The following is a 23,337-nucleotide window of genomic DNA, read 5'->3' on the forward strand; positions in this document are numbered from 1 at the left end:
CTCCTCCACCTGACAGCACGTGGGGACAGCCGCCGGCCACGGGATCCGCCCTCCTCGACGGCCGGCAGGACGTCACCCCTCGGCGAGCCAGGGTTCGAGGTCACGGAGCCAGCCTGCTGTCGCGACAGACCGAATGCAGTACTCATCGTCCGCTGCACCCCAACCGTCGGCGAACAGGAGGAACTGCCGGTAGCTCGGCGGCAGTTCGCGGGACCTTCGGTCAGGGGGGCCGCTGCCGGAAAGAGAACAGACCATGCGTACGGGGCACGCATAGTGGGCGAAGGTATTCATCACGACTGACACTTCCGCACCTTTACCGAGCATTACGACTCTGAGCAGTGAAAAGGCCCGTGGATCACCCGACGGGCCTTCGTCGTGGTGAAGCCATGAGAATTCGACCCCCAGAACCTTGGTGTGAAGCCAATTCGCGGGTGATTCGACAGGAGGGCGTGGCGGGCGGCTGAAAACCGGATGTCGGCGACGGGACAGAGCCTCTACCCTCCCTGGATGGAGCTTCGAGAAGAGCGGCCGGGCGACGCCAGCGCCGTGCGACACGTCCATCGCCGAGCGTTCGGTGACCACGGCGAAGCGGTGGCCGACCTGGTCGACAGCCTGCGCGACGGAATGCGGTCCGGCGGGGGGTTCGCCCTCGTGGCCGAGGACGCCGGGCAAATCGTCGGGCACGTGATGTTCACCCGCAGCCTGCTGGACGCCCCGCGGCGGCTGGTCGACGTGCAGGTGCTCAGCCCGCTGGGCGTGCTGCCCGAGTGTCAGCGGCAGGGCATCGGCTCGGCCCTGGTCCGGGCTGGGCTCGCGACTGCGCACGAAGGGACGAGCCCCCTCGTCTTCCTGGAAGGCGACCCCGGCTACTACTCCCGCTTCGGCTTCACCCCGGGGGCCGAGCTGGGCTTCCGCAAGCCGTCCCTGCGTATCTCCGACGCCGCGTTCCAGGTGATCAGGCTTCCGGCGTATGAGCCGTGGATGACGGGGACGCTGGTCTACTCCGAGCCGTTCTGGCGTCACGACACCGTCGGGTTCCGCGACCCCGACGCCTGACGCGTCGGCGACGTAGGGTCAAAAGCCGGCGGCCGACGGTCCGCGGCAGCACGCTCCTGCCCTTCACCTTCAGCGCCGCACCTTGACCGCGGAACACCATGACCGCGGAACACCATGACCGCGGAACACCATGACGCGGAACACCGTGACCGAGGAGCATCATGACCAAGGAGAAGGCGCGAGACGACCCCGACGACTTCTCGGGGACCAGCCTCGGCGGTGCGGCCTTCATGGTGACCGTCATGGCCCTGAGACACCCGCGGCAGTCGCTCAAGGGACTGCTCACGGTGGTCCGTCGACTGGGCCGCTGGACGACCAGGCTCGTAGTGGCCCCTGCCGCGCTGGTGGGCGTGATCGTGTGGTGGTACCGCAGGGATCGACGCCCCACCTTCGAGGACTACCTGCACAGCCGCGACGAGGAATGAGACCACTCGCCCCCAGTGGGGTCGTCCCGTAGTCACTCGGTCGGTCACGCGGAAGATCAAAGAGGCCGGTCCCGCTGAGCGGAACCGGCCTCTGTCGTGGTGGAGCTATGGGGATTTGAACCCCAGACCCCTTCGATGCGAACGAAGTGCGCTACCGGACTGCGCTATAGCCCCAACGACCTCGACTAGATTAGCAAACTCTCCGGGGTGTTCGCGCCACCGACTCAGTCTCCGGACGCGCGGCGCCCGTCGGAGTACTGGTCGAAGACCTGGACGCGCCTGCGCGCCTCGAACTTGATGATCTCCGCCTCGCGGGCCGCCTCGGCCAGGGCGCGGCGGCGCTCGCGCTGACGGCGCAGGTGCTCGGCCCGTGCGCGGGCGGCCTTCTCCCGCTGCTCCCTGTCCGCGCGTACGGCCACGCGCAGCACGGCGAGGTAGCCCACAAGGAGCACGCCCGAGGGCGCGACGGCCCACCAGGGCATCACGCGGACGGCGGCGGTGACCACGGAGGCCAGCACGAGCAGGATGCTCCACAGCAGCCGGCGCCGGCGCCGGGCGAGGATCCGGGCGCGGCGGTGGGCGGCGACACGGCGGGCCCGCGCGTGCCGCTCCGCCGCGATCTCGTCCGCGGTGACGGCCTCGGCAGCCGGCGCCGCAGTGGGAGAGACGGCGAGATCGGCGGAGTCCGCGGCCACGACCGGCGGGGTGACGACCGTGTCGGCGTCGCCGCCGTCCGCGTCACCGATGCCGTCGGAGTCGCCGGAGGCGGCGTAGGAGGCGGCGTCGGCGGGCGGCTCGGACAGCGTGAACGCCTCCGCCTGCTCCTCGAGCAGCTCGTCGTCCACGTGCCGGTCCCGGCGCAGCCACATGGGCAGCAGAACGCTGAGCCACATGACGACGATGGCGAGGTAGAGCAGGGCGCTACCCATGCGGCCACCTCCGTACCGCCGTACGGAAGTGCCCCAGGGCATGGTGAACACATCCGTGGCCCTGTGTCGGCGGAGAGGTGTTCACGTCACGCACCGTAGGACTGTGTGTCACTGAATGACGAGCATTCAGTCCGGTGTGTCGCGAGATCGTCAAAGCTCTTCATGTAATTCGATCCCGTGCGAGCGCTGGTTCCCACAGGCCACGCCCGTCGCTCGCCCGAGGACCTCGATGGGGCGGCCGGGGTGCGGTGGCGGCGGGGTGCGGTGGCGGCGGCGTGCGGTGGTCGGGTGCGGTGGCCGGGGTGGGCCGTCGCAGCCGGCCGCGTGCCGTCTTCTAACCGGGGCTGGACTCGCTGCGGCGGGCCGCCGAGTTCATGGTGCGGCGCCACTGAACCAGCAGTCCGCGCGGCACGTCCTCGACGGTCAGCGCGTAGCAGATGTGGTCGCGCCAGGCGCCGTCGATGTGCAGTTGACGTCGGCGGATGCCCTCCTCGCGAAAACCGAGCTTCTCCACGACCCTGCGGCTGGCGTGGTTCTCCGGCCGGATGTTGGCCTCGATCCGGTGTAAACCGGTCGTGAAGAAGCAGTGGTCCACCGCCATGGCGAGCGCGGTCGGGACGATGCCCCGCCCGGCGAGCGCGCCGTCCACCCAGTAGCCCACCTGCGCGGAGCGGGCCGACCCCCAGACGATCGCCCCCACCGTGAGCTGCCCGGCGAATCGTCCCTCGTACGTGAGGACCCAGGGCATGGCGAGCCCCTGACGGGCCTCGCGGCGCAGCGTGCCGACCATCGAGACGTACGGCCCGAGACCGGTGCGAAACAGCGGGGTCTCCGGGTTGCTCGGTTCCCAGGGACGGAGCCATTCGGCGTTGCGCAGCCGGGTGTCGCGCCAGTCCCGCACGTCACGCAGGCGCAGCGGCCGCAGCCCGACGGGCCCTTCGGCCATGGATGCCGGCCAGCCGCGAAGTCGATCCATTCGTCAATCATCCACCGGAAGACGGTCAACGCGCCACGCAGGACGCGCCCGCGGTCTCGGGGGGCTCCTCAGGGGACTCCTCAGCGGGCATGGTCGCCGCCGTGGATCTGGTCGACGACGTGGCCCAGGATCGGGGTCAGCACGGCCATGCCGTCCCGTACGCCGCCGGAGGACCCGGGCAGGTTGACCACCAGCGTCGTGCCGGCCTGCCCCGCGAGGCCCCGGGACAGGATCGACGTCGGCACCTTCTCCCGGTTGACCTGGCGTACGGCCTCGGCGATGCCGGGGATCTCCCGGTCCAGCACCCGGCGGGTCATCTCCGGGGTGAGGTCGAGAGGCGTCACCCCGGTGCCGCCCGTGGTGACGATCACGTCGTAGCCCTCGGCGACGCCCTCGCGCAGCGCGGCCTCGACGGCGTCCCCGTCGGGGACGACGAGGGGCCCGTCCACCCGGTCGCAGCCCGCCTCCTTCAGGAGGGAGGCCAGCAGCGGCCCGGAGCGGTCCTCGTAAACGCCCGCGGACGCCCTGTTGGACACCGTCACCACCAACGCGCGCACGCCCTCACTCCTGTCCGGACCGGGTCCAGTGGCCCGTCTTGCCACCCGTCTTCTCCTCGACCCGGACATCGGTGATCACCGCCGCCGGGTCCACCGCCTTGACCATGTCCACCAGCGCGAGCGCCGCGACGGTGACGGCCGTGAGCGCCTCCATCTCGACGCCGGTCCTGTCGGCCGTACGGACCCGGGCGGTGATCTCCACCCCCTCGTCCACGACGGCCAGGTCCACCTTCACGCCGGTCAGGGCGATCGGGTGGCACAGCGGCACGAGGTCGGGAGTGCGCTTGGCGCCCATGATCCCAGCGATCCGCGCCACGCCGAGCGCGTCGCCCTTGGGCACGTCGCCCGCGCGGAGCACGGCCACCGCCTCCGGCGACAGCAGCACCCGGCCCGTCGCGACGGACGTACGCGCGCTGACGTCCTTTTCGGAGACGTCCACCATCCGCGCGGCGCCCGACTCGTCCACATGAGTCAACTTCATAGCGGTATCACCTCCACCTCGGCGCCCTCGGGCAGCGAGGTCACGTCCTCCGGCACCACGATCAACGCGTTCGCCCCGGCCAGCGCCGCGAGCTGGTGCGAGCCCTGCCGGGTCACCGGCGCGACGGTCTGTCCGTTCAGCATGGACCGCAGATATGACCGCTTTCCCTCGGGAGAGCGCAGCGGCGCGGTCACCACGGCCCGTACGGTCGGGGGCGGCCCGGCCGGGAGACCCTGCATCGCCCGCAGTGCGGGCTTGACGAAGAGCACGAACGAGACGAACGACGAGACCGGATTGCCCGGCAGCGTGAAGATCGGCACGCGGTCGGGCCCCACGACGCCGAAGCCCTGCGGCATGCCCGGCTGCATGGCGACCTTCTCGAAGGTCACCGTGCCCAGTGGGGACAGGGCCTCCTTGACCGGCTCGTACGCCCCCATCGAGACGCCGCCACTGGTGATCACGGCGTCGGCCCGCACGAGCTGGGCGTCCAGCGTGTCCATGAACTCCTTGGGATCGTCGGTCACCGAACCGGCCCGGAACCCCTCCGCCCCGGCCTCGCGTACGGCCGCGGCGAGCATGAAGCTGTTGGACTCCCAGATGCGGCCCGCGCCCAGCGGGGTGCCGGGCTCGGTGAGCTCGGCGCCCGTGGACAGCACGACCACCCTCGGTTTGGGGCGCACCAGCACCCGGCGCCGGCCGACCCCGGCGAGGATCCCGATCTGGGCGGGCCCGATCCTGGCGCCTTCGCGGAGCACCACGTCGCCCGCCCGCACGTCCTCGCCCGCCCGCCGGATCGCGTTGCCCGGCGACGCCGGCCTGTCGATCCGTACGCGGGCGGTGCCGCCGTCGGTCCACTCCACCGGGACGACGGCGTCGGCGCCGGCGGGCATCGGCGCCCCGGTCATGATCCGGGTGACCAGGCCGGGGCCGATGGCGTTCAGCCCGCCGTCCCCCGCCGCCACGTCCCCGATCACCGGCAGTGTGACGGGGGCGGCGGCCACGTCCTCGGCCCGTACGGCGTAGCCGTCCATCGCCGAGTTGTCGAACGGCGGGAGCGGGACGGGCGAGGCGACGTCCTCGGCCAGCACGGCGCCGAGGGCGGCCTCGATCTCGACCTCCAGCGGTGCGAGCGGGCGCACCGCGGCGAGGATGCCGGCGAGATGGCGGTCGACGGACTTCATCGGCTCACTGTCCGGTCTTGTCGAGGAACTCCCGCAGCCAGGGCAGGAACTCGGGGGCGAGGTCGTCCCGGTTCGCGGCGAACTGCACCATGGTCTGCAGATACTCCAGCTTGTTGCCGGTGTCGTAGCGACGGCCGCGGAACAGCACGCCGTGCACCGGACCGCCCTCCTCCGGGCCCGTCGAGGCCAGGGTGCGCAGGGCGTCGGTGAGCTGGATCTCACCGCCGCGCCCGGGCGGGGTGCGCTCCAGCACGCCGAACACGGCGGGGTCGATCACGTAGCGGCCGATGATGGCCCAGTTCGAGGGCGCCTCGTCGGCCGGGGGCTTCTCCACGAGGTCGGTGACCCGGACGACGTCGTCCTCGTCGGTCGGCTCGATGGCGGCGGCGCCGTACAGGGAGATGTGCTCGCGCGGCACCTCCAAGAGTGCGACGACGCTGCCGCCGTAGGTCGCGCGCACCTCGATCATGCGCTTGAGCAGCGGGTCGCGGGGGTCGATGATGTCGTCGCCGAGCAGGCAGGCGAACGGCTCGTGGCCGACGTGCTGCTTGGCGCACAGGACGGCATGGCCGAGACCCTTGGGCTCGCCCTGCCGCACGTAGTGCATGGTGGCGAGGTCGACGGGCTCCTTCACCTGGTTGAGCCGCTCCTCGTCGCCCTTGGCGCGCAGAGCGTCCTCCAACTCGTACGCTACGTCGAAGTGGTCCTCGATCGAGCGCTTGTTGCGGCCGGTCACCATGAGGACGTCGAGCAGCCCGGCGGAGACGGCCTCCTCCACCACGTACTGGATGGCCGGCTTGTCGACGATGGGCAGCATCTCCTTGGGGGTCGCCTTCGTCGCGGGAAGGAAGCGGGTGCCGAGACCCGCGGCGGGCACGACGGCTTTGGTCACGGGATCGAAGTCAGCCATGAGTAGACACTAACGGAGCAGTCTTTGGACAAGATGAACCTGCGTCGGCGTATCCTGCGCGACCGGTCGGAACTCGATCCGGGGACGCTGCGCGAGTCGTCGGCGGCCATCAGGGAGTTACTTCTCGACCAGCCGTGGGTGCAGATGGCGGGGCTGGTGGCCTGCTACTGGTCCACCGGCGCCGAGCCGGCCACGCAGGGGCTGATCCTCGCCCTGTGGAAGCACGGCACCACGGTGATGCTGCCGGTGCAGCGCCCCGACGGCGACCTCGACTGGGCGGTGTACGACGGCCCGGACTCGCTGGCGCCCGGCCCCAACGGGATCATGGAACCGGTGGACGTCCGGCGCGGCGTCGACGCGATCCGCACCGCCGCGCTGGTCATCGCGCCGGCCCTGGCCGTGGACCGGGTCACCGGCGTGCGGCTCGGCCGCGGCGGCGGCTTCTACGACCGAGCGCTCGCCCGCGTCGGGCCGAACGTGCCGACGGTGGCACTTCTGCACGAGGGCGAGCTGATGGAAGGGGTTCCCGCAGAGCCCCACGACCAGCGCGTACGCTTCGCCGCCCTCCCGAGCGGAATCGCCCGATTAGTGCAGATATGACAAGATTGTTTGCGTCGATCGCAGGATAACGACGACGAAGGGAGCGGATGGGTCTGAACATCTGGCTGCTCCTGTCCGCCGCCGTCGTCATCGCGGCCATCGCATCCGTACGGATCGCGCACCGCACCGGCCTTCCCTCGCTGCTCCTCTATCTCGGCCTCGGCCTGCTGCTCGGCGAGGGCGGCATCGTCGGCATCAACTTCGACAACGCCCAGACGGCCCAGCAGCTCGGCATGATCGCTCTCGCCGTGATCCTCGCCGAGGGCGGTCTCACCACCAACTGGAAGCACGTACGCGACGGCGTGCCGACCGCGCTCGTGCTCGCCACGGTCGGGATCGCGGTCAGCGTCGTCGTGCTCGCGGCGACCGTCGCCGTCCTGCTCGGCATGGAGTGGCGGATGGCGCTGCTGCTCGGCGCGTTCCTGGCGTCGACCGACGCGGCGGCCGTGTTCTCCGTGCTGAGACGGCTGCCGCTGCCGCCCCGGCTCGCCGGGATCCTGGAGGCCGAGTCGGGCTTCAACGACGCCCCGACCGTCATCCTCGTGATCATGCTGAGCGCCGGCTCGTCGCTGACCCTCTCGCTGCCGCACATCCTGCTGGAGACCGCCGTCGAGCTGGCCATCGGCACGGCCGTCGGCCTCGCCGTGGGCCCGGCGGGGGTGTACGCGCTGCGCCGGGTCGCGCTGCCCGCCTCCGGCCTCTACCCGATCGCGGTGCTGGCGCTGGCGTTCGTCACCTACAGCGGGGCCACGCTGCTGCACGGCAGCGGCTTCCTCGCGGTCTACCTGACCACGCTGATCCTGGGCAACGCCAAGCTCCCCCACCGCGCCGCCACGCGCGGCTTCGCGGAGGGCGCCGCCTGGCTCGCCCAGATCGGGCTGTTCGTCATGCTCGGCATGCTCGCGGATCCGAGCGAACTGCCCGGCGTGCTCGTCCCGGCCCTGGTGTCGGGCCTGCTGCTGGTCCTGCTCGCCCGCCCGGCGTCCGTGCTGGTGTCCGGCGCGGTGGTGCGCCTCCTGCGGCTCGGCTCGCTGTCGTGGCGCGAGCAGGCGTTCCTGTCCTGGGCCGGGCTGCGCGGCGCGGTGCCCATCGTGCTGGCCGCGATCCCCTGGGCCGCCGGCCTGCCGGGGGCGAAGGGCCTGTTCAACGACGTCTTCATCATCGTCATCGTGTTCACGATCCTCCAGGGGCCCACGCTGCCGTACCTCGCCAGGCTGCTCGGCCTGGCGGCGGAGGGCGAGGCCCGCGACCTCGACGTGGAGGCCGCGCCGCTGGAGGAGCTGAACGCCGACCTGCTCCAGGTCCGCATTCCGACCGGCTCGCTCATGCACGGCGTGGAGATCTTCGAGCTCCGGTTGCCCGCGAACGCCATGGTCACGCTCGTCGTGCGCAACGAGCAGTCGTTCGTACCCACGCAGACGACCCGGCTGCTGGCGGGCGACCAGCTCCTCGTGGTCACCACGGCCGCCCAGCGCGAGACGGTCGAACGCCGCCTGCGCGCCATCAGCCGCCGCGGCAAGCTGGCAGGCTGGTACGGCGAACGCGGCGGCTGACCGCCGTCCCCCGTGGTCGCGCGCCATCGTCGTTTTGAGGTCGCGCGCGTCGTGGTCCAGTGGTCGCGCGCGTCGCTGTCCTGAGGCAGGCCGCCGGGCGGTTGTCCTGAGGCCAGCCAGCCGGCCGGGCGGATCGCGGGGTGAGCGAATGGGACGGCACGGGGCAATAAACCGGGCTGGAGTGGCGTTTGGGCTTGTTGACTGCTTACCATTAGCAATCGACCCGGTCGAGTGCCAGTCTCAGGAGGAGCGAGTGCCTACCTACCAGTACGCCTGTACCGCTTGCGGTGAGCAGCTGGAGGCCGTCCAGAAGTTCTCTGACGACCCGCTCACGGAGTGCCCGGCCTGTCAGGGCAAGCTGCGCAAGGTCTTCTCCGCCGTTGGCATCGTGTTCAAGGGCTCTGGCTTCTACCGGACCGACAGCCGTTCGTCGACCTCGTCGACGACCACGTCCACCACGACGACGTCCTCGAAGTCGTCCGGCGACTCGGGGAAGAAGGAGCCCGCGACCTCCACGAGCTCGTCGAGCACCTCCTCGCCGAGCACGTCGCCGAGCACGTCGTCGTCCGGCTCCACCGCCGCCGCCTGAGGTTATCCACAGGGGTCGGCGGCACGCGGCGGGTGTGCGGCGCCGTTCGCTAGTGTCGGCCCATGGTCAATCACGCAGACATCGGGGTCATCGGCGGTTCGGGGTTCTACTCCCTGCTGGAGGACGCCGAAGAGATCGACGTGACGACGCCGTACGGCCCGCCGAGTGACTCGATCACCGTGGGCCGCATCGGCGAGCGGACCGTCGCGTTCGTCCCACGGCACGGCCGCGGCCACACCTTTCCTCCGCACCGCATCCCCTATCGGGCGAACATGTGGGCCCTGCGTTCTCTCGGCGTCCGCCAGGTGCTCGCGCCCAGTGCGGTCGGGTCACTGCGCACGGAGATCGGCCCCGGCGCCCTCGTGATCCCCGACCAGCTCGTGGACCGCACGCAGAGCCGCGAGCAGACCTACTACGACGCGGGCGGGGCCGTGCACGTGTCGTTCTCCGACCCCTACTGCCCCTCCGGCCGGGCGGCCGCCGTGGCCACGGCGGGCGAGACGGGCTGGGACACGGTCGACGGCGGCACTCTGGTCGTGGTCGAGGGACCCCGCTTCTCCACCCGGGCCGAGTCGAAGTGGTTCGCGGGCGCGGGCTGGTCGATCATCGGCATGACCGGGCACCCCGAGGCCGTGCTCGCCCGCGAGCTCGCCCTCTGCTACACGACGCTCGCCCTCGTGACCGACCACGACGCCGGCGTGGAGGCCGGTGAGGGGGTCACCCACGACGAGGTCCTCGCCTTCTTCGCCGCCAACGTGGAGCGGATGCGCACTCTGGTCGCACAGGTCGTCGAGGCCCTTCCGGAGGAGCGCCCCTGCTCCTGCGGCAACGCCCTCGACGGGATCAAGCTGCCGATCGAGCTCCCCTGACGCGAGATGGTCACGCGTGATCTGAGGCGGCTGGCGGCGCGCCGTCGCCGCCCGATCGCCGCCGTCCTCGCCGGTCTGGCGGTGGCCTGCGTGCTGCTGGCCGTCCGTACCCCTGACGGGGTGGAGGTCCTCGCCGCCGCCCGCGACCTCGCCGGAGGCCGACTGACCGCCTCCGACGTGGTGGTCGTGCGGCTTCCGCCCGACACGGTGCCCGCCGGGGCGTACGTGCCCGGCGCTCCCGTCTCGGGCCGTCTGCTCGCCGGTCCGTTGCGCCGAGGCGAACCTCTCACCGACGCACGGCTGCTCGGCCCGGGCCTGTTCCGCCAGACCTTGACCGGGCAGGCGGGGGTTTCGGCCGCTGAGCCGGGGATGGTCGCGACGCCGGTCAGGATCACCGATCCCGACGCCGCCCGCCTCCTGTCGCCTGGAGACGTGATCGACATCCTGGCGGCCTTCGAGGACGGCCCTTTCCAGGCCCGGCTGGTCGCGCAGGAGGTGCGGGTGATCGCCCGGCCACCGGGCCGTACGGACGGGGGCGCGCTGCTCGTGCTGGCCACGACCCCCGGGCAGGCGGCTCAGCTCGCCCAGGCCCAGGCACAGGGCAGGCTCTCCGTGACCATTCACCCGCACTGATCGGCCTTGTCCACGGCGGAGGACGCTGATCAGGCGGTGCTCGGCCCGGCCTGCCGCCAGGCCTGCTGGTCACGCGTGACCTGCTGGAGCATCTCCTTGAACCCCGCGTAGCGCTCGGCACCGAGGCTTCGTTCGTGCCGCTCCTCGGCGGCGGTGAGGATGGCGCGCGCTTTGGCGATCTCGTCGATGCCGCGCTCGGTGGGGACGATGAGCTTGGCGCGGCGATCGGCGGGATCGGGCTCGCGGGTGACGTAGCCGAGCCTGACAAGCTCGTCGAGGATCGTGCCGATGATCTGCTTGTGCTGGCCCGACCGAGCCGCCAGGTCCGTCGCGCGCACGCCTTCCGGATCGAGGAACGCCAGCACCGTCTCGTGCCGGGGATGCACATCGGGGTGCCCCTGCTCGGCGAGGGTCTCGAACAGCTCCTCCTGGACAGCACGCATCAACTGGCCGGCCAGCACGCCGATGTCAGGAACCTCCACGCTCCACCGTCTTCTCGCCAAATTAGTCACGATCATTGACTATCAATAATCTTGATCATAGTGTGGCGCCAGCACGCGCACCCCCGCCCAGGAGAACGGGCAGCGAGGAGATCACGGCCATGACCGGCAGCGAGATCGACACCTATGTCGAGACGAAGCTCGATCCGAAATACCGCGAGATCGTTGCGGCCCTGCGCACCCTTGTGGCCGAAGAGGCGCCCGAGGCCGTCGAATGCCTCACGTACGGCTCGCCTGCCTGGCGGGGCAAGAAGATCCTCGCCGTCATCAGTCAGAGCAAGACCCATCTCACCTTCGCCTTCGAACGGGGCGCGGAGATGTCCGACGCTCACGGCCTCCTGGAGGGAGTGGGCAAGAAGACCCGCCACGTCAAGATCAAGACGCGGGACGGGATGAACGAGGCCGCGCTGCGCAACTACATCGGTCAGGCCGTCCACCTCGACGCCAACTGACGCGGCCCGTTCTCCTCACCCAGAGCGCGCGACGGGCCCCTCGGCCCGGCCCGCGCGTACCTGTCACAGGAGCGAGCCGAGCTGGGGGTCGTACTCCCAGTGCCAGGGCTCGAAGGGGCTGTGATACGACCAGTCGGGGTGGATCCAGCCATACCGCTTGCTGTTGGCCTCCAGCCAGTTGAACTGAACAGAGCGGAAGCTCTGCACTCCGCCGCACAGGTCGACGGCGAGCCCCAGACCGTGGTTGCTCTTGCCCGGAGTGGCCGCGAAACCGGGCCGCTGATAGTAGATCGACTGCTGCTCACCCAGGTTGCGATAGCTGTCGGAGATGCACATCGAGGCGCCGAAGCGCTTCTTGTAGGCGATGTTGAGATCGGCGAAGGCGATCGCCGCGTCCGCCCGCAGTTCCTCTCCGGCCTGCGGCAGGGGGCACAGGATGGTCTTGGGCAGCAGGCCGTTCGGGTACTGCGCCGCCTGACCGATCCTGGTGGGGTCACAGCCGCCCGCCCCCTTCGTTCCGTTGCCGATCTTCACGCCGAGCTTGATCAACGCCTTGGTCAGCGACCGGACCAGGGTGGAGGAGCGTTTGCGCAGCGCGGTGACCTGGGCGCTCAGCTGCGCCTCCTGCAGGAGGCTGGCCGCCCGGAGTTCCTGCGCCTCCTGCGCGAGCTTCTGCTGCCGTTCCAGCAACTTCACCGCGTCGCCGAGCACATTGTTCCGCCCGGCGACAAGGTGATCGAGGTCGGCGATCCTCCGGAGCGTCTCCGTGCCGTTTCCCGCCCTGAAGAACGGGCTGAGTCCGTCGAGCGAGGGGTCCTGGTACATGGAGGAGGCGAGGTCGGACAGCGGCTTGCGTAGTTTGTTGAGCTCCGCCGTGGCCTGCTGGAGACTCTGCAGCTTGGTCGCCAGCTCCTTCTCGACGGTGCCGAACTTCTTCTGGCGCGCCACCAGTGCCCTGTTCGCGTCCTCGATGGACTTGTACGCCTTCTGTGCCTCTCGCCGCAGCTCGGTCAGCGTGGTGGGCTCCTTGCCGAGCACGCCCGTCTGGGCGCCTCCGGCGGCCTCCGTGCCGGCATTCGTGGTCGTGGTGTCGGCCAAGGCCGCCGCGACCGGTTCGTACGGCGCGGAGACGGCCAGCGAAGTCATCACCGTGACGACCGCGATCAGCCTGGCTGATCGAGGAGATGGCACGTTTGACTCCCCCGTTTGCGAACTCGTGACCTGGGTCAGGGACGCACGTTACTACAGCGCCCTCTGTCCCCGAGCCCCGGTTCACTAAGTGCTATTGACCGGTCACGTCGCATTTGCGCGCTTCCGGGGTCATCGCCCGCCTTCGGGGTGGCCCTCACGTTCGCGGCAGAGCTCCCACAGCCACGTGTCCTTCCACTCCGGCTCGCACCTGAAGGTCGTCACCTCGCGAGGCTCCGGCTTCTCCACCGGCCTGTTCACCTTCGGCGCGTCCCCGTGGACGATCTCACGCACGGGTGGGGCGATCGGCAGGATCCGTACGAGGCCCTCGTAGAGACGCGCGGGGCCGGATGGCTCGGGCACCGGGGTCGGGTTCAGGAGGGGCTTGCGCACCGTCCCCACCATCGGAACCACGTCGGCCCTCCGGACCTCCCGGCCATCCGCGAGATTCGGCAGCACGGTCGGCCGCCCACTGGGAGTTTCAGCGAGAGTCCGGTCTCCCATGGTCCCGGGCGCTCCGGCGCCTTCTCCCGTGGTCCCGCGCTCTCCGGCGCCTTGCTCGTCCGCCGTCCCCGCCGCAGCCGCGCGTACGGCCGCATCGCGTGAGAAGTCGCTCCGCGCACGTTCCCCGTAGCCGGCGAAGTGGGCCATGAGCATGCCCGAGGCAAGGATCGCCGGCACGAGCAGCGCCGCGACGAGCACCCCCGATCGCAGCCCGCGCGCGGATCCACGTCGCGTTACCGTCACGTCGAGCGACGGTAACCAGCCTCCCCAGGTCGCGTACGACCACTTGCCATGCCTTTACCGCAGGTCAGCCTGCTGATAACCGACTGCCTCGAAACGACACCCCCGGGGGAGGCGCGAGCGGGCCCAACCTTTCGCTAGGCTTACTGATGCACGTCGTGCGCCTCCGTAGCTCAGGGGATAGAGCACCGCTCTCCTAAAGCGGGTGCCGCAGGTTCGAATCCTGCCGGGGGCACTCTTTGATCAGATCAAACAGCCCCTCACCTGGGGTTTCTCTGTAGCCGCCCGGCGATCATGCGCAGCGAGATGCAGCTGTAGGCAGCTGCATGTCAATGATCGCGAAATATACGTGAAATGATCTCGCAGATGTTTCCCCCGGTCAGGCCGCGCATGCGAAGAGGCACGCTGTGCCCCGCCCGTTGAGCCACCTCGGCTGCCGAAACGCCAGCGTGCGACCACAGCGAGACGGCCGGCTGTCATGATCGGATGGGGCCGGGATATGCGCAGGTGGACAGGGGTCGTACCGCCAGAAGCGCAGCTTGAACAGCTCTACCCGAAAGATGTCAGGCGGGAAGTCCGGATCGACGTCGTTTCCTAGCGTCTTCGCGTGCACTTCGACCGACCACTCGACATCAGCGCATCCCAGGTCGAACGTCTTATGGTTGTCGCTCCCGAGGTACTCGCGAGCTTGCACCTTGCCTGATGGCACGCGCACCCGGCCGCTCCACGAGCGCTTCCAGGAGGGATCGACCTTCGGGGGCGGGCCGCTCCACAATTCGAACCGCACGTAGACGCCGCCTTCCCTATCCGCACTACGAAGGAAGAACTTCTCATCAGTCTCGATCCACCAGTAATCCTCTCGCGCTTCCGTCGGCGACGACACGGTCAGATCGTCACCGCTGTCGCCGTCCACGATGTCGAAGTTCCCGTAGAGATCCTTGACCTCATCTACGAAACTCGTCAGACATTCAGTCACGCCGTACCTCATCTCACCCTCGGAGCCCGCCTCAGGGAGCTGACAGCAATGTAGCTAAACCGATGATCTTCGTCACTTATGGTGATGAGTAGACGGGTTTAGGTCGTGACGATCGCCCACTTCGGTTCCCGCCGTAATAGTTGGGGCGGTCGCTGCCGCGCGGCTTCCGATCCTCGGGCCTGGCGGCCCTGCGGATCGGGCCGCTTGCCACCGGATGACTGACCCACGCTTGCCATTGGGCGGGTATCCACAGCCTCGAAGCCCATGATGAATCGAAATTTTGTGTGATGGATTTCTGAGACAGGATTCAGGCCTGCGGCTTACGATGCCTCTTTATAGAAACGGAGGGTACGAGATGGCGTTTGACTATCCGGTTCGAGCGGAGGCGGCGGAGGAAAATCACTGCTTTGAGGACTTGCCGACCGAGTGGTCAGAAGACTGGGTGATCGAGGTAACACCTCGTGAAGTGGATGAGGAAGCGGACTCGGCGGTTATTGGTCCGATGAGTGCGAAGCAGGCTTGGGATTACGTTCACGAGCTTCTTGAGCTTCGCCCCTACTGGACCTACGTTCCGCAGCCGCTCTACGAACCTCACCCCCACTACACAAGGGCTCGTTGACGCTCTGGACATCGGCCCTGTTGCTGAACTCTCAGAACCTATGTAACGGCTCTTTTTTCTGCCGCGAGGAAGCTGCTTCAAGAGCGACCCGAGACGGAGGGCTTTACAGCAACACCGCCTCACACGATCAAACGCCATTGGCCTGCACCTACTGGCCAGGGCCGATGCGCTCGAAGCCTAGAAGCCAGTCATTGGAGCTGTCGACGAGGGTAAGTTGCCGAGATTGCCCCAACTTGCCCGTTCAGCCCGAGATGGGGTCGAGGTCGCCATGGGGTCTCGCGGCAACGACCAGTTGCTGCTCAACACTTACGCGTGCGACACCTCGGCGGACATGGCCCCGTATTGGGCCTTGCGCAGGTCATCAGTGGTGACATGATCACCATCTACGTCGACAGCTACGGAAGGTATGGGACCAGGCCAGCCCGACAGGGTCCTGATCTATGGCACGCCGGATCGACTGTTACGACGATCCTCGAGCCCCGAAGCCCGACAGTCTCGTCCCCTCGGTCAACGTCGTGGTCACCAAAGATGCCGGCGGCATCCTCATGATCCGGCGCAGCGACAACGGCAAGGCTGAGCAGCCGAGTAACACCCGAATGAACATCTGTTGACACTCTGAGCAGTGTCGCTGAACTGAGCATGAATCTCGCGGGAAGACTCTTGCGTCATGCGACTGTGCTGCTAAGCGTGGCCATAAGTTCGGTTCGTTAGCCGCTGTCTACCCTGCGAGTCCTTGCTGTGCGTTCTTCCGTTTTTGTCGTACCCGGCGGGCGGCGACTGTCGGTGGTTGTGGCCGTGATCGTTGCGGTCGTGATCGTTGCAGTGAGTGCGGTGTTCGTGTCGCGGACCTTCGGTTCAAGTCGGGAGCCCTCTTCGCCTTCGGCGGGCGCGATAGCGGTCGTGAACGGCTTCGATGCATGTGGTGACGGCTGGTCGGGTCCGGCCACCGGCGGCGCGTTCGATTTCGCGGTGTCGAATTCCACCATCGCCGGTGAAGCGGTCTACCTCGAAGGGGCCGATGACCGGAAGGTGTATGCCGAGGCTGAGGGTCTGGGCCCGAGCTCGGTCTACCACCTGCGGGTCACTCTCGCCGACGGCCGGTACCGGTTCGTGTGTATGCCGGCTGGTAACGATCCGATCGCCGGGCCGGTGGTGACGGTGCGTGACTCCCCGGCTGGGCTTGTCCCGACTCCTGGCATCGAGGTGGTGACCCGAGCGGATTTGCTTCCCGCCGCTCACACTTACAACGAGTGGGTCGGCTCCCGTATCAAGGGACTGGCGAGAGACGCACAACGACTCGCCACAGCGATTGTGAGTGGCGACCGTGCTGTCTCACAGGCGGCTTGGCTGACGGCCCAGCAGGACTACTCGCGCCTCGGTGCGGCCTACGGGGCGTTCGGGGATCTGGCCGACGCTATTGATGGTGATCCAGCCGCCGGTAGCTCGGCGCTGGAGGACTCCGATCTGCATGGGCTGCGCAAGATCGAGGCGCTGTTGTGGAGCGATCGACCGATCGCGGACGCCGCGCCGGTTGCCTCGCGGCTCATCGCCGATATCGGATCGTTAACGGCGACGCTGGCCAAGACGCCGGTGAACGCCATCGACCTCGGTCTGCGCTCGCATGAGATCTTGGAAGACGCGATCCAGTTCACCCTCACTGGTGCCGACGACGCCGGTTCGCACACCGGGTTGGCGGTGATTGCGGCCGATATCGAGGCGACCCGCGCGGTGCTCGACCCGATCCGCCCCCTCGTGACACCCCGCTACGCCGGGCTGAGCGACGCGGACGCGTGGCTGGCCCGCACCGCGACCTTGGTTGCCTCCTACAAGACCGGCGGTACCTGGCGGGCGTTGGATTCGCTGGACCGCGCCCAGCGCGAAGCGCTCGACGCCGACTTGGAGCGCACCGTGGAGCTGCTCGCCCCGATCGCCGCGGTCACCGACCCGAGGGTGGCCGACCAGTGACCCGGAACCGGAACGCCAGCACGGGCGGAACCGGCCCCACGCGGACGGTGGGCCGGCGTGGGTTCTTGGGCGCGGTCGGCGCGAGCCTCGGCACCGCCGCCCTCGGCGCGGGGATAGGTGCGGCGGCCGTTCACGCCGACGCAGCGCCATCGGCTGCGGACTCGTCGGCCGCGCCTACCGGTGGGCGGTTCGCCTTCCACGGCGAGCACCAGCAAGGTGTGCTCACTCCGCCCCAAGCCGCAGCGGCATTCCTGGCGCTCGATGTCACCGCAGCCGATCGTGCCGAGCTGTCCGAGCTGTTCCAGGCGGTCACTAGCCGGGCACGATTTCTGGCTGCTGGTGGTGCGCCGCCGTCGGTCGGCATCACGGCGCCGCCGTCGGACTCTGGCGTCGTGGGGCCCGACATCAGCCCGGATGGTCTGACCGTGACGCTGTCGGTGGGCGCGAGCCTGTTCGATGACCGTTACGGGTTGGCGGATCGGAAACCGGCCCGGCTGGTGACGATGCCGGACTTCCCGAATGACGCGCTGCGCCGCGACATGTGTGACGGGGACCTCCTGCTGCAGTTGCGCGCCGACCATGCCGACACCGTGATCCACGCCATGCGCGACATCACCCGCGCCACCCGCGGCGGCATGGCCGTCCGGTGGCGGACCGACGGGTTCATCTCCCCGCCTCGCCCGACCGGAACACCCCGCAACCTGATGGGGTTCAAGGACGGCACCGCGAACCCGAACATCGACGACCCGGCCGAGATGGCACGGCTGGTCTGGGCCGCGACCGACGGTAGCGAACCCGCCTGGACCGCGGGCGGCAGCTACCACGTCGTCCGGCTCATCCGCATGCTGGTCGAGTTCTGGGACCGGGTTCCGCTGCGTGAGCAGGAGAACATGATCGGCCGCTCCCGCGACGTCGGCGCGCCCCTGACCGGAGTCAACGAGACGGACACTCCGGACTACCTCAACGACCCGAACGGTGACGCGATCCCCACCGGCGCCCACATCCGGCTCGCCAACCCGCGCACGCCCGCGACGGACTCTTCGCGGTTGCTGCGTCGCGGCTACAACTACAACGCCGGCACCGACACCAACGGCCAGCTCGACATGGGCCTCATCTTCACGACCTTCAATCAGGACATCAAGCGGCAGTTCGCCGCCGTGCAGCAGCGGCTGGTCGATGAAGCCCTGACCGACTACATATCCCCGTTCGGCGGCGGCTACTACTTCGCGCTGCCCGGTGCCCACGACTCCAACGACTGGCTCGGCCGGACCCTGATGAACTGACCGGCCCGCCAAAGCACCCACCAAAAAGAAACCCGAAAGGCACCATGCAATGCGCTCCATCGGTCACAAACGCGCCGCCGTCGCGGCCGCGTCGGTTGCCGCCCTGGCCGCGACCGTGTTCGGCGTCGCTAACCTCGCCACGTCAGCCGACGCCGCACCGAAGGCCGACAATTCCGCCAAGACTGCGACCCCGATCAAGCACGTCGTGGTGATCTACGAGGAGAACAACTCCTTCGACCACTACTTCGGCACCTACCCGCATGCGGCCAACACCGACGGCACCACGTTCACCGCCAAGGCGGGAACGCCGATCCCGAACAACTACATCTCCCACCCGGACCTGCTCACCAACAACCCGAACGCGTTCAACCCGCAGCGTCTCGACGCGGCGCACGCGCTCACTTGTGACCAGTCCCACTCCTACGGCAGTGAGCAGAAGGCCTTCGATGGCGGCCTGATGGACCGCTTCGTCGAGGAGACCGAGACCAGCAGTTGCAGCCCGTCCACCCTCTACGGCACCGACGGAATCGTCATGGACTACTACGACGGCAACACTGTGACCGCGCTGTGGACCCTGGCCCAGAACTACGCCATGAGCGACAACAGCTTCAGCACCGGCTTCGGCCCGTCCACGCCGGGCGCTCTCAACCTGGTCTCGGGCAACACCTCCGGCGCACTCAGCGTGAACTCCGTCACCGGGGTCCCGACCTCAACCACCACGACGACCGTGACGAGCGACCCTGACCCGTTCTACGACGACTGCGCCGACAGCAACCACACCAAGACCGGCAACCTCACCAAGATGACCGGCAAGAACATCGGCGACCTGCTCAACTCCCGCGGCGTCAGCTGGGGATGGTTCCAGGACGGCTTCACGCCGACCACGACCGCGGCCGACAGTCCGACCGGCTACGCCGTCTGCGGCGCCCAGGTTCCGATCACCGCGGAGAACGCGAACTTCCCGCTCGGCGCCTATGTGCCGCACCACGCGCCGTTCGCCTACTACGAGTCGACCTCCAACCCGCACCACCTCCTGCCCGCCTCGCTCGACGAGGTCGGCCACGACGGCCAGGCAAACCACAACTACGACGTCAGCTACTTCTACCAGGCGCTGGCCGCCAACAAGCTCCCCGCGGTCTCCTTCGTGAAGGCCGCGGCCGCCCAGGACGGACACCCCGGCAGCTCCAACCCGGTCGACGAGCAGATCTCCCTCGTCAAGGAAATCAACGCCATCGAGGCCTCGCCCGCTTGGGCCGACACCGCGATCGTGATCGCCTACGACGACTCCGACGGCTGGTACGACCACGTCGCCGCCACCATCACCAACGGCAGCGCCGCCAGCGGCAACTCCGCAATCTGCACCGACGCCGCCACTGTCGACATCGGCGGCCAGGTCAACCGCTGCGGCCCCGGCCCCCGCCAGCCGCTCCTGGTGATCTCGCCCTACGCGAAGAAGAACTTCATCGACCACACCCTGACCACCCAGTCCTCCATCCTCAAGTTCATCGAGGACAACTGGAACACCGGAAGGGTCGGCGGTGTCTCCGCCGACGCCACCTCCGGAGACCTGGACAACATGTTCGACTTCAAGGCGCCCCCGGGACAGGCGATGCGCCTCACCCTCGCCGCCAACGGCACGGTCGCATCCGAGTCAAAGGTCCACGGTAACGGGAAGGGCAACCGCAAGAACTAGCAGAACGCCTACGAACCACTAAATGAAACACCTCAAAGTGGGCGGGGTCAGCTTCTGCTGACCCCGCCCACGGCGAATCTCCTTGTTCAGCCGCTCCTGAGGGTTGGTTCGAGGGACTGTACGGTCTTCGGCTCTGTCCCGTAATCGGTGGTGGCTTTTAGCGATCTTCATCGCAGCAGGATGCGGTGGCGCAGGAGGTCGAACCGGGCCCGGCCGTGCATCTGCCGCATGATTCTCTTTGTTCGGGTGTTGACGCCTTCGGTTCGGCCGTTGTGATACGGCAGGGTGATAGGGATCGACGAGGGTGGGCCGGTAGCGCGGAGCGCGGCGCAGTGCCTCCGGCTGCCGGGTGCGGGCGTACCGCTTGACGGTGTTCAGGGACAGTCGTGGCATCCCGCAAGGCCTCGGCGGGAAGGATGTCGCTGTAGGCGCCCATCACGCCCGTCGCGGCGAACGCGTCGCGTTCGCGTAGTCGATCGCACTCCGCCCACCACCGTGTCAGGCTCCCGTCCACAGCGGCCACCGCCTCCAGCAGCAGGCGTTCCGCACTCTCATCCGTGCCGTACAGGCCAGGGCGACGAAGCACATCGTTCACCCGCTTCAGGTGGTGCCGGCGAGCCGCACACAGAACGGGATCGGAGTTCCCCGCACTGCTCATCGTGCCCGATCATGACACACCGACGCGATCCGACGTATCGGCTCATCGGCATGAGCAGACGCATGCCGCTCCCTCACTGCCACGAGCCGTCAGCCGATGGTGAAGCGACTCCCGAACATGCGCCAACCACCGCAAATCCGCACGTCATGCCCCTTCCCCACCTGTATGCCCTCGCACGATGTCGGGCTCGCTACGCAGTGCCTGCTTGACCGCGCGGACGACCACTGGGGCAGGATCGGCGAGCATTCCGGCGATCCTGGAGAGGGGTCCGCCCAGGCGGCGGACGGCGCGTACGGTCTCCGCCCGCACCCTGGGACTCGGGTGTTCCAGAAAAGGCAGGAGTACGTCCACATCCTGATGCGTGCCGCATTCGCCGAGGCCGGCGACCAACGCACGAGCCCGGCCCATCGGCGAATCCGCGGCCAGGGCGCTCCGGTAGATCGCGGCAGGACTGCGGCCCGTGCGGCGGACCCCCCACTGCGCGGTGGCGCGCATCATCCCCAATCGATCAGCCAGATGGGCCACACCGGTTTCGGGGCGGCCGAGCTTCACAAGGGCGGTGAGCGCCTCGATCCCGACCTTCGCGCTTCCCTCTGTCAGCAACCCTTCCAGCACGTCGACGCGCCGGTCTCGGACGGCACCGGCCACGAGCCATTCCGCGCACAGGAGCCGGCAGACCCAATCCTGTTCGCTCAGGGCGGCACGCATGATCTCCTCGTGCCGGGAACGGCCGGACTCCAGCCACAACCGGTACGCCAGACGCCGCACCCCGAGGTCCTGGGGCGTACGGGCCGAGGCCAGCACGCCGTCGGACGCCGCACGCAGTGCCCCCGCAACGGCTTCCACGGCATGCCCACCACGCGCCCACGATCCGATCGCCACAGCGACACTCGCCGCCGCCAACAACGCCGAGGCATCCGCCGACCTCAACACGGCGGTCAGCGACCTGCGTGCCCGCTCACGCACCTGCGGCACCCAATCGGCGGTCCGCAGCACCAGAACGGGCAGCAGCAACCCATCCGCGGCCGTAGCCAGGCCCGCGACCGCCGACTCCCTTCGGCGCCCGTCCCGGGAACAGCCCGCCACCAGTGACGACAGCCCCTCGTCCGCCAGCAGCCCGGTTTTCGTCGCATTCTCGCCGTACGTCACCGCGGGCGTGCGCAGCGCCCGGTCGAGCCCGATCCAGGTCTTCGCCCCGGCGACCGACAACATCGCCAGCACCTCGTCCGCCGGCTCCCGACCGGCAGCGGCTGCGGTGACCCGCATCGCCAGCCGGCCATATCCGGGAGCGTGAAACTCACGGACCACGTGGATCGTCCCCGCCAGATGAGCGTTGAACTCCTCCAGCTCCTCCGCCGGAACCCACAGCTCCACGATGGTCCGGCCGCCCGCCTGCCGCACCGGATAGCGGCGTGCGAAGTCCGCATCGAGCTCAAAACACGTCACAAAACCGGCTCCCGACGCCGGGACGTTCCAGTCACGAGCGATCTTCACCGCATACGCCTCGTTCAACACCGGATAGAAGATCGGCTGATCGGACAGCCGAGGCGGCCAGGCCCGCCACCCCGACGCACGCACCAATGCCAACTCCGCCGGTCCCACCGGGCGCCACAACCGCATGGCGGCCCGCCCGCCCGCCCGTACGCGCTCCGCTCTGCTCCTCGGTCACGAAACCCGAGTCTCGCGATCCTGTCAGGCTCTGACCACTGAATATCCCCGGCACCGCCTCGGGGCCGGCAGACCCGCCGGGCGCCTCCCGAAACGCAGGAACCAGTGAGGCCATCGGCGGCGAATGAGGACGGCCATCGCTGCTACCGGTGGTGCTGACAGTACTCAATATGTAGTTCCGCCCACGGACGGCGGCGGTCCGGATACCCCATCCGCCTCCGGCCCAGGCTGATTTCAGCGCAGCAATGCGCGTCGGGACTCTTCGCGAGATGCCCCGGGCAATCTTCCGCCAGGGCACGCACCGCAGCTGCCTCCAGTTCGTACGCCTCGCGACTGCCGATCAGGAAGAGGGTGTCGGCGGCGATGTCCCAGCGGAGGTGATCACGGAAGCCCTGGTGGGTCCACCGTCGCTGATCAGCATGGGGGCGCCGGCGAAACGCCTGAGGGGGGAGTCTCACGCCATGCGGCGCACCCGCTCCCAGCAGGGCGCGGACCTGTTTCCAGCGGGAGACCGGAAACGCCAGGCGATGATGCAGCAGGACCAGATCCAGCAGCCGCTCCTGGTTGGCCGAGTCAGCCGGGCGGGCCGTGCGCAGCGGCAGATAGATCAAGCTGTGCGGGGAGCGGGCGGCCAGCCCCCAGGCCATCGCGAGCACCACGGCCGCTCGCTTGTCCACGCTGAGCTCCGCGCCGAGCCGGCCTTCGTACAGCATCGCGTGCCGCAGGGCCCGGGCCGGCCGGACCAGGCGGTACTCGTCGCGGCCAAGGCGAACCTTGCTGATCAACGTCGGCCATGTCTGCTCAGAAAGGCGCACTCCCACCCCGTCTCGTC

Annotated in this window: 25 protein-coding genes, 2 tRNA genes and 1 pseudogene; 14 read left to right on the forward strand and 14 right to left on the reverse strand. The window is 68.7% G+C overall.

Annotated features, from left to right (window positions below; translation table 11 throughout):
* Positions 1 to 507: 507 nt before the first annotated feature.
* Both FLX07_RS31640 and FLX07_RS31645 read left to right on the forward strand, forming a co-directional pair.
* A complete protein-coding gene (locus tag FLX07_RS31640) occupies positions 508 to 1,056 on the forward strand; it encodes a GNAT family N-acetyltransferase (protein WP_142575360.1) in 549 nt (182 codons plus the stop codon).
* A gap of 161 nt (positions 1,057 to 1,217) precedes the next feature.
* The gene (locus FLX07_RS31645; protein ID WP_142575361.1) at positions 1,218 to 1,481 is read left to right on the forward strand and encodes a hypothetical protein; all 264 of its coding nucleotides are present in this window, start codon (positions 1,218 to 1,220) and stop codon (positions 1,479 to 1,481) included.
* Positions 1,482 to 1,578: 97 nt separating this feature from the next.
* Here the strand turns inward: FLX07_RS31645 and FLX07_RS31650 are convergent.
* The 7 genes from FLX07_RS31650 to galU all read right to left on the reverse strand — a co-directional run bounded on the left by FLX07_RS31650 (position 1,579) and on the right by galU (position 6,515).
* Positions 1,579 to 1,655: transfer RNA gene (locus tag FLX07_RS31650), tRNA-Ala, on the reverse strand.
* A gap of 50 nt (positions 1,656 to 1,705) precedes the next feature.
* Positions 1,706 to 2,410 carry a divisome protein SepX/GlpR gene (sepX, locus tag FLX07_RS31655; RefSeq protein WP_142575362.1) on the reverse strand — a complete coding sequence of 235 codons (705 nt, stop codon included), beginning with the start codon at positions 2,408 to 2,410 and terminating at the stop codon, positions 1,706 to 1,708.
* A gap of 334 nt (positions 2,411 to 2,744) precedes the next feature.
* Positions 2,745 to 3,386 (reverse strand): GNAT family N-acetyltransferase, encoded by a 642-nt coding sequence (locus FLX07_RS31660; RefSeq protein WP_142575363.1) that lies wholly within the window; start codon positions 3,384 to 3,386, stop codon positions 2,745 to 2,747.
* 80 nt (positions 3,387 to 3,466) lie between these two features.
* The gene (locus FLX07_RS31665; RefSeq protein WP_229689765.1) at positions 3,467 to 3,943 is read right to left on the reverse strand and encodes a MogA/MoaB family molybdenum cofactor biosynthesis protein; all 477 of its coding nucleotides are present in this window, start codon (positions 3,941 to 3,943) and stop codon (positions 3,467 to 3,469) included.
* 4 nt (positions 3,944 to 3,947) lie between these two features.
* The gene (gene moaC, locus FLX07_RS31670) at positions 3,948 to 4,424 is read right to left on the reverse strand and encodes a cyclic pyranopterin monophosphate synthase MoaC (protein WP_142566122.1); all 477 of its coding nucleotides are present in this window, start codon (positions 4,422 to 4,424) and stop codon (positions 3,948 to 3,950) included.
* Positions 4,421 to 5,605: a molybdotransferase-like divisome protein Glp gene (gene glp / locus FLX07_RS31675; protein ID WP_142575365.1), complete on the reverse strand. Its 1,185-nt coding sequence runs from the start codon at positions 5,603 to 5,605 to the stop codon at positions 4,421 to 4,423. Before glp ends, moaC begins: the two co-directional genes overlap by 4 nt.
* A 4-nt stretch (positions 5,606 to 5,609) precedes the next feature.
* Positions 5,610 to 6,515, reverse strand: coding sequence for a UTP--glucose-1-phosphate uridylyltransferase GalU (galU, locus tag FLX07_RS31680; protein WP_142575366.1), 906 nt, complete (start codon positions 6,513 to 6,515; stop codon positions 5,610 to 5,612).
* 24 nt (positions 6,516 to 6,539) lie between these two features.
* Here galU and FLX07_RS31685 point away from each other — a divergent pair, with 24 nt between their 5' ends.
* The 5 genes from FLX07_RS31685 to FLX07_RS31705 all read left to right on the forward strand — a co-directional run bounded on the left by FLX07_RS31685 (position 6,540) and on the right by FLX07_RS31705 (position 10,759).
* Positions 6,540 to 7,115, forward strand: a complete 576-nt coding sequence (locus tag FLX07_RS31685; protein ID WP_373292563.1) for a 5-formyltetrahydrofolate cyclo-ligase — start codon at positions 6,540 to 6,542, stop codon at positions 7,113 to 7,115.
* 47 nt (positions 7,116 to 7,162) lie between these two features.
* Complete coding sequence (locus FLX07_RS31690; RefSeq protein ID WP_142575367.1) at positions 7,163 to 8,668, forward strand: potassium/proton antiporter; 1,506 nt, start codon at positions 7,163 to 7,165, stop codon at positions 8,666 to 8,668.
* 253 nt (positions 8,669 to 8,921) lie between these two features.
* Entirely contained in the window at positions 8,922 to 9,257 is a 336-nt protein-coding gene (locus tag FLX07_RS38935) for an FmdB family zinc ribbon protein (RefSeq protein WP_142575368.1), read from the forward strand.
* A gap of 62 nt (positions 9,258 to 9,319) precedes the next feature.
* Positions 9,320 to 10,126 carry an S-methyl-5'-thioadenosine phosphorylase gene (locus tag FLX07_RS31700; protein WP_142575369.1) on the forward strand — a complete coding sequence of 269 codons (807 nt, stop codon included), beginning with the start codon at positions 9,320 to 9,322 and terminating at the stop codon, positions 10,124 to 10,126.
* 6 nt (positions 10,127 to 10,132) lie between these two features.
* Positions 10,133 to 10,759: an SAF domain-containing protein gene (locus FLX07_RS31705; RefSeq protein ID WP_142575370.1), complete on the forward strand. Its 627-nt coding sequence runs from the start codon at positions 10,133 to 10,135 to the stop codon at positions 10,757 to 10,759.
* A gap of 29 nt (positions 10,760 to 10,788) precedes the next feature.
* On the opposite strand, the gene FLX07_RS31710 is transcribed toward FLX07_RS31705, so the two are convergent.
* Positions 10,789 to 11,241: a MarR family winged helix-turn-helix transcriptional regulator gene (locus tag FLX07_RS31710; RefSeq protein ID WP_229689766.1), complete on the reverse strand. Its 453-nt coding sequence runs from the start codon at positions 11,239 to 11,241 to the stop codon at positions 10,789 to 10,791.
* 119 nt (positions 11,242 to 11,360) lie between these two features.
* On the opposite strand from FLX07_RS31710, the gene FLX07_RS31715 reads away from it, so the two are divergent.
* Positions 11,361 to 11,711, forward strand: coding sequence for a DUF1801 domain-containing protein (locus FLX07_RS31715; protein ID WP_142575372.1), 351 nt, complete (start codon positions 11,361 to 11,363; stop codon positions 11,709 to 11,711).
* Positions 11,712 to 11,774: 63 nt separating this feature from the next.
* Here FLX07_RS31715 and FLX07_RS31720 read toward each other — a convergent pair whose 3' ends face one another.
* Positions 11,775 to 12,902: a M15 family metallopeptidase gene (locus FLX07_RS31720; RefSeq protein WP_142575373.1), complete on the reverse strand. Its 1,128-nt coding sequence runs from the start codon at positions 12,900 to 12,902 to the stop codon at positions 11,775 to 11,777.
* A gap of 129 nt (positions 12,903 to 13,031) precedes the next feature.
* Complete coding sequence (locus FLX07_RS31725; RefSeq protein WP_142575374.1) at positions 13,032 to 13,646, reverse strand: hypothetical protein; 615 nt, start codon at positions 13,644 to 13,646, stop codon at positions 13,032 to 13,034.
* 159 nt (positions 13,647 to 13,805) lie between these two features.
* Between FLX07_RS31725 and FLX07_RS31730 the strand changes: the two genes are divergently transcribed.
* Positions 13,806 to 13,878, forward strand: a tRNA-Arg gene (locus FLX07_RS31730).
* Positions 13,879 to 14,022: 144 nt separating this feature from the next.
* On the opposite strand, the gene FLX07_RS31735 is transcribed toward FLX07_RS31730, so the two are convergent.
* Entirely contained in the window at positions 14,023 to 14,619 is a 597-nt protein-coding gene (locus FLX07_RS31735; RefSeq protein WP_142575375.1) for a hypothetical protein, read from the reverse strand.
* A gap of 355 nt (positions 14,620 to 14,974) precedes the next feature.
* Here FLX07_RS31735 and FLX07_RS31740 point away from each other — a divergent pair, with 355 nt between their 5' ends.
* The 5 genes from FLX07_RS31740 to FLX07_RS31760 all read left to right on the forward strand — a co-directional run bounded on the left by FLX07_RS31740 (position 14,975) and on the right by FLX07_RS31760 (position 20,179).
* The gene (locus FLX07_RS31740; protein WP_142575376.1) at positions 14,975 to 15,238 is read left to right on the forward strand and encodes a hypothetical protein; all 264 of its coding nucleotides are present in this window, start codon (positions 14,975 to 14,977) and stop codon (positions 15,236 to 15,238) included.
* Positions 15,239 to 15,678: 440 nt separating this feature from the next.
* Complete coding sequence (locus FLX07_RS31745; protein WP_373292566.1) at positions 15,679 to 15,849, forward strand: hypothetical protein; 171 nt, start codon at positions 15,679 to 15,681, stop codon at positions 15,847 to 15,849.
* A gap of 178 nt (positions 15,850 to 16,027) precedes the next feature.
* Positions 16,028 to 17,203: an EfeM/EfeO family lipoprotein gene (locus FLX07_RS31750; RefSeq protein WP_189104992.1), complete on the forward strand. Its 1,176-nt coding sequence runs from the start codon at positions 16,028 to 16,030 to the stop codon at positions 17,201 to 17,203.
* A 47-nt stretch (positions 17,204 to 17,250) separates the two neighbouring features.
* On the forward strand, positions 17,251 to 18,486 hold the full coding sequence (efeB, locus tag FLX07_RS31755; protein ID WP_142575429.1) for an iron uptake transporter deferrochelatase/peroxidase subunit: 1,236 nt from the start codon (positions 17,251 to 17,253) through the stop codon (positions 18,484 to 18,486).
* Positions 18,487 to 18,535: 49 nt separating this feature from the next.
* A complete protein-coding gene (locus FLX07_RS31760) occupies positions 18,536 to 20,179 on the forward strand; it encodes a phospholipase C (RefSeq protein ID WP_142575378.1) in 1,644 nt (547 codons plus the stop codon).
* 802 nt (positions 20,180 to 20,981) lie between these two features.
* Here the strand turns inward: FLX07_RS31760 and FLX07_RS38770 are convergent.
* The 3 genes and pseudogenes from FLX07_RS38770 to FLX07_RS31775 form a co-directional block, all read right to left on the reverse strand.
* A complete protein-coding gene (locus FLX07_RS38770) occupies positions 20,982 to 22,103 on the reverse strand; it encodes a HEAT repeat domain-containing protein (RefSeq protein WP_341874029.1) in 1,122 nt (373 codons plus the stop codon).
* Between the two features lie 27 nt (positions 22,104 to 22,130).
* Positions 22,131 to 22,457: pseudogene (locus tag FLX07_RS36745) on the reverse strand (ADP-ribosylation/crystallin J1); the annotation flags it as partial.
* A 191-nt stretch (positions 22,458 to 22,648) separates the two neighbouring features.
* Complete coding sequence (locus FLX07_RS31775) at positions 22,649 to 23,320, reverse strand: hypothetical protein (protein WP_142575380.1); 672 nt, start codon at positions 23,318 to 23,320, stop codon at positions 22,649 to 22,651.
* Positions 23,321 to 23,337 lie beyond the last annotated feature (17 nt).

The sequence above is a fragment of the Microbispora bryophytorum genome (assembly GCF_006874465.1).
Classification (GTDB): Bacteria; Actinomycetota; Actinomycetes; order Streptosporangiales; family Streptosporangiaceae; genus Microbispora; species Microbispora bryophytorum.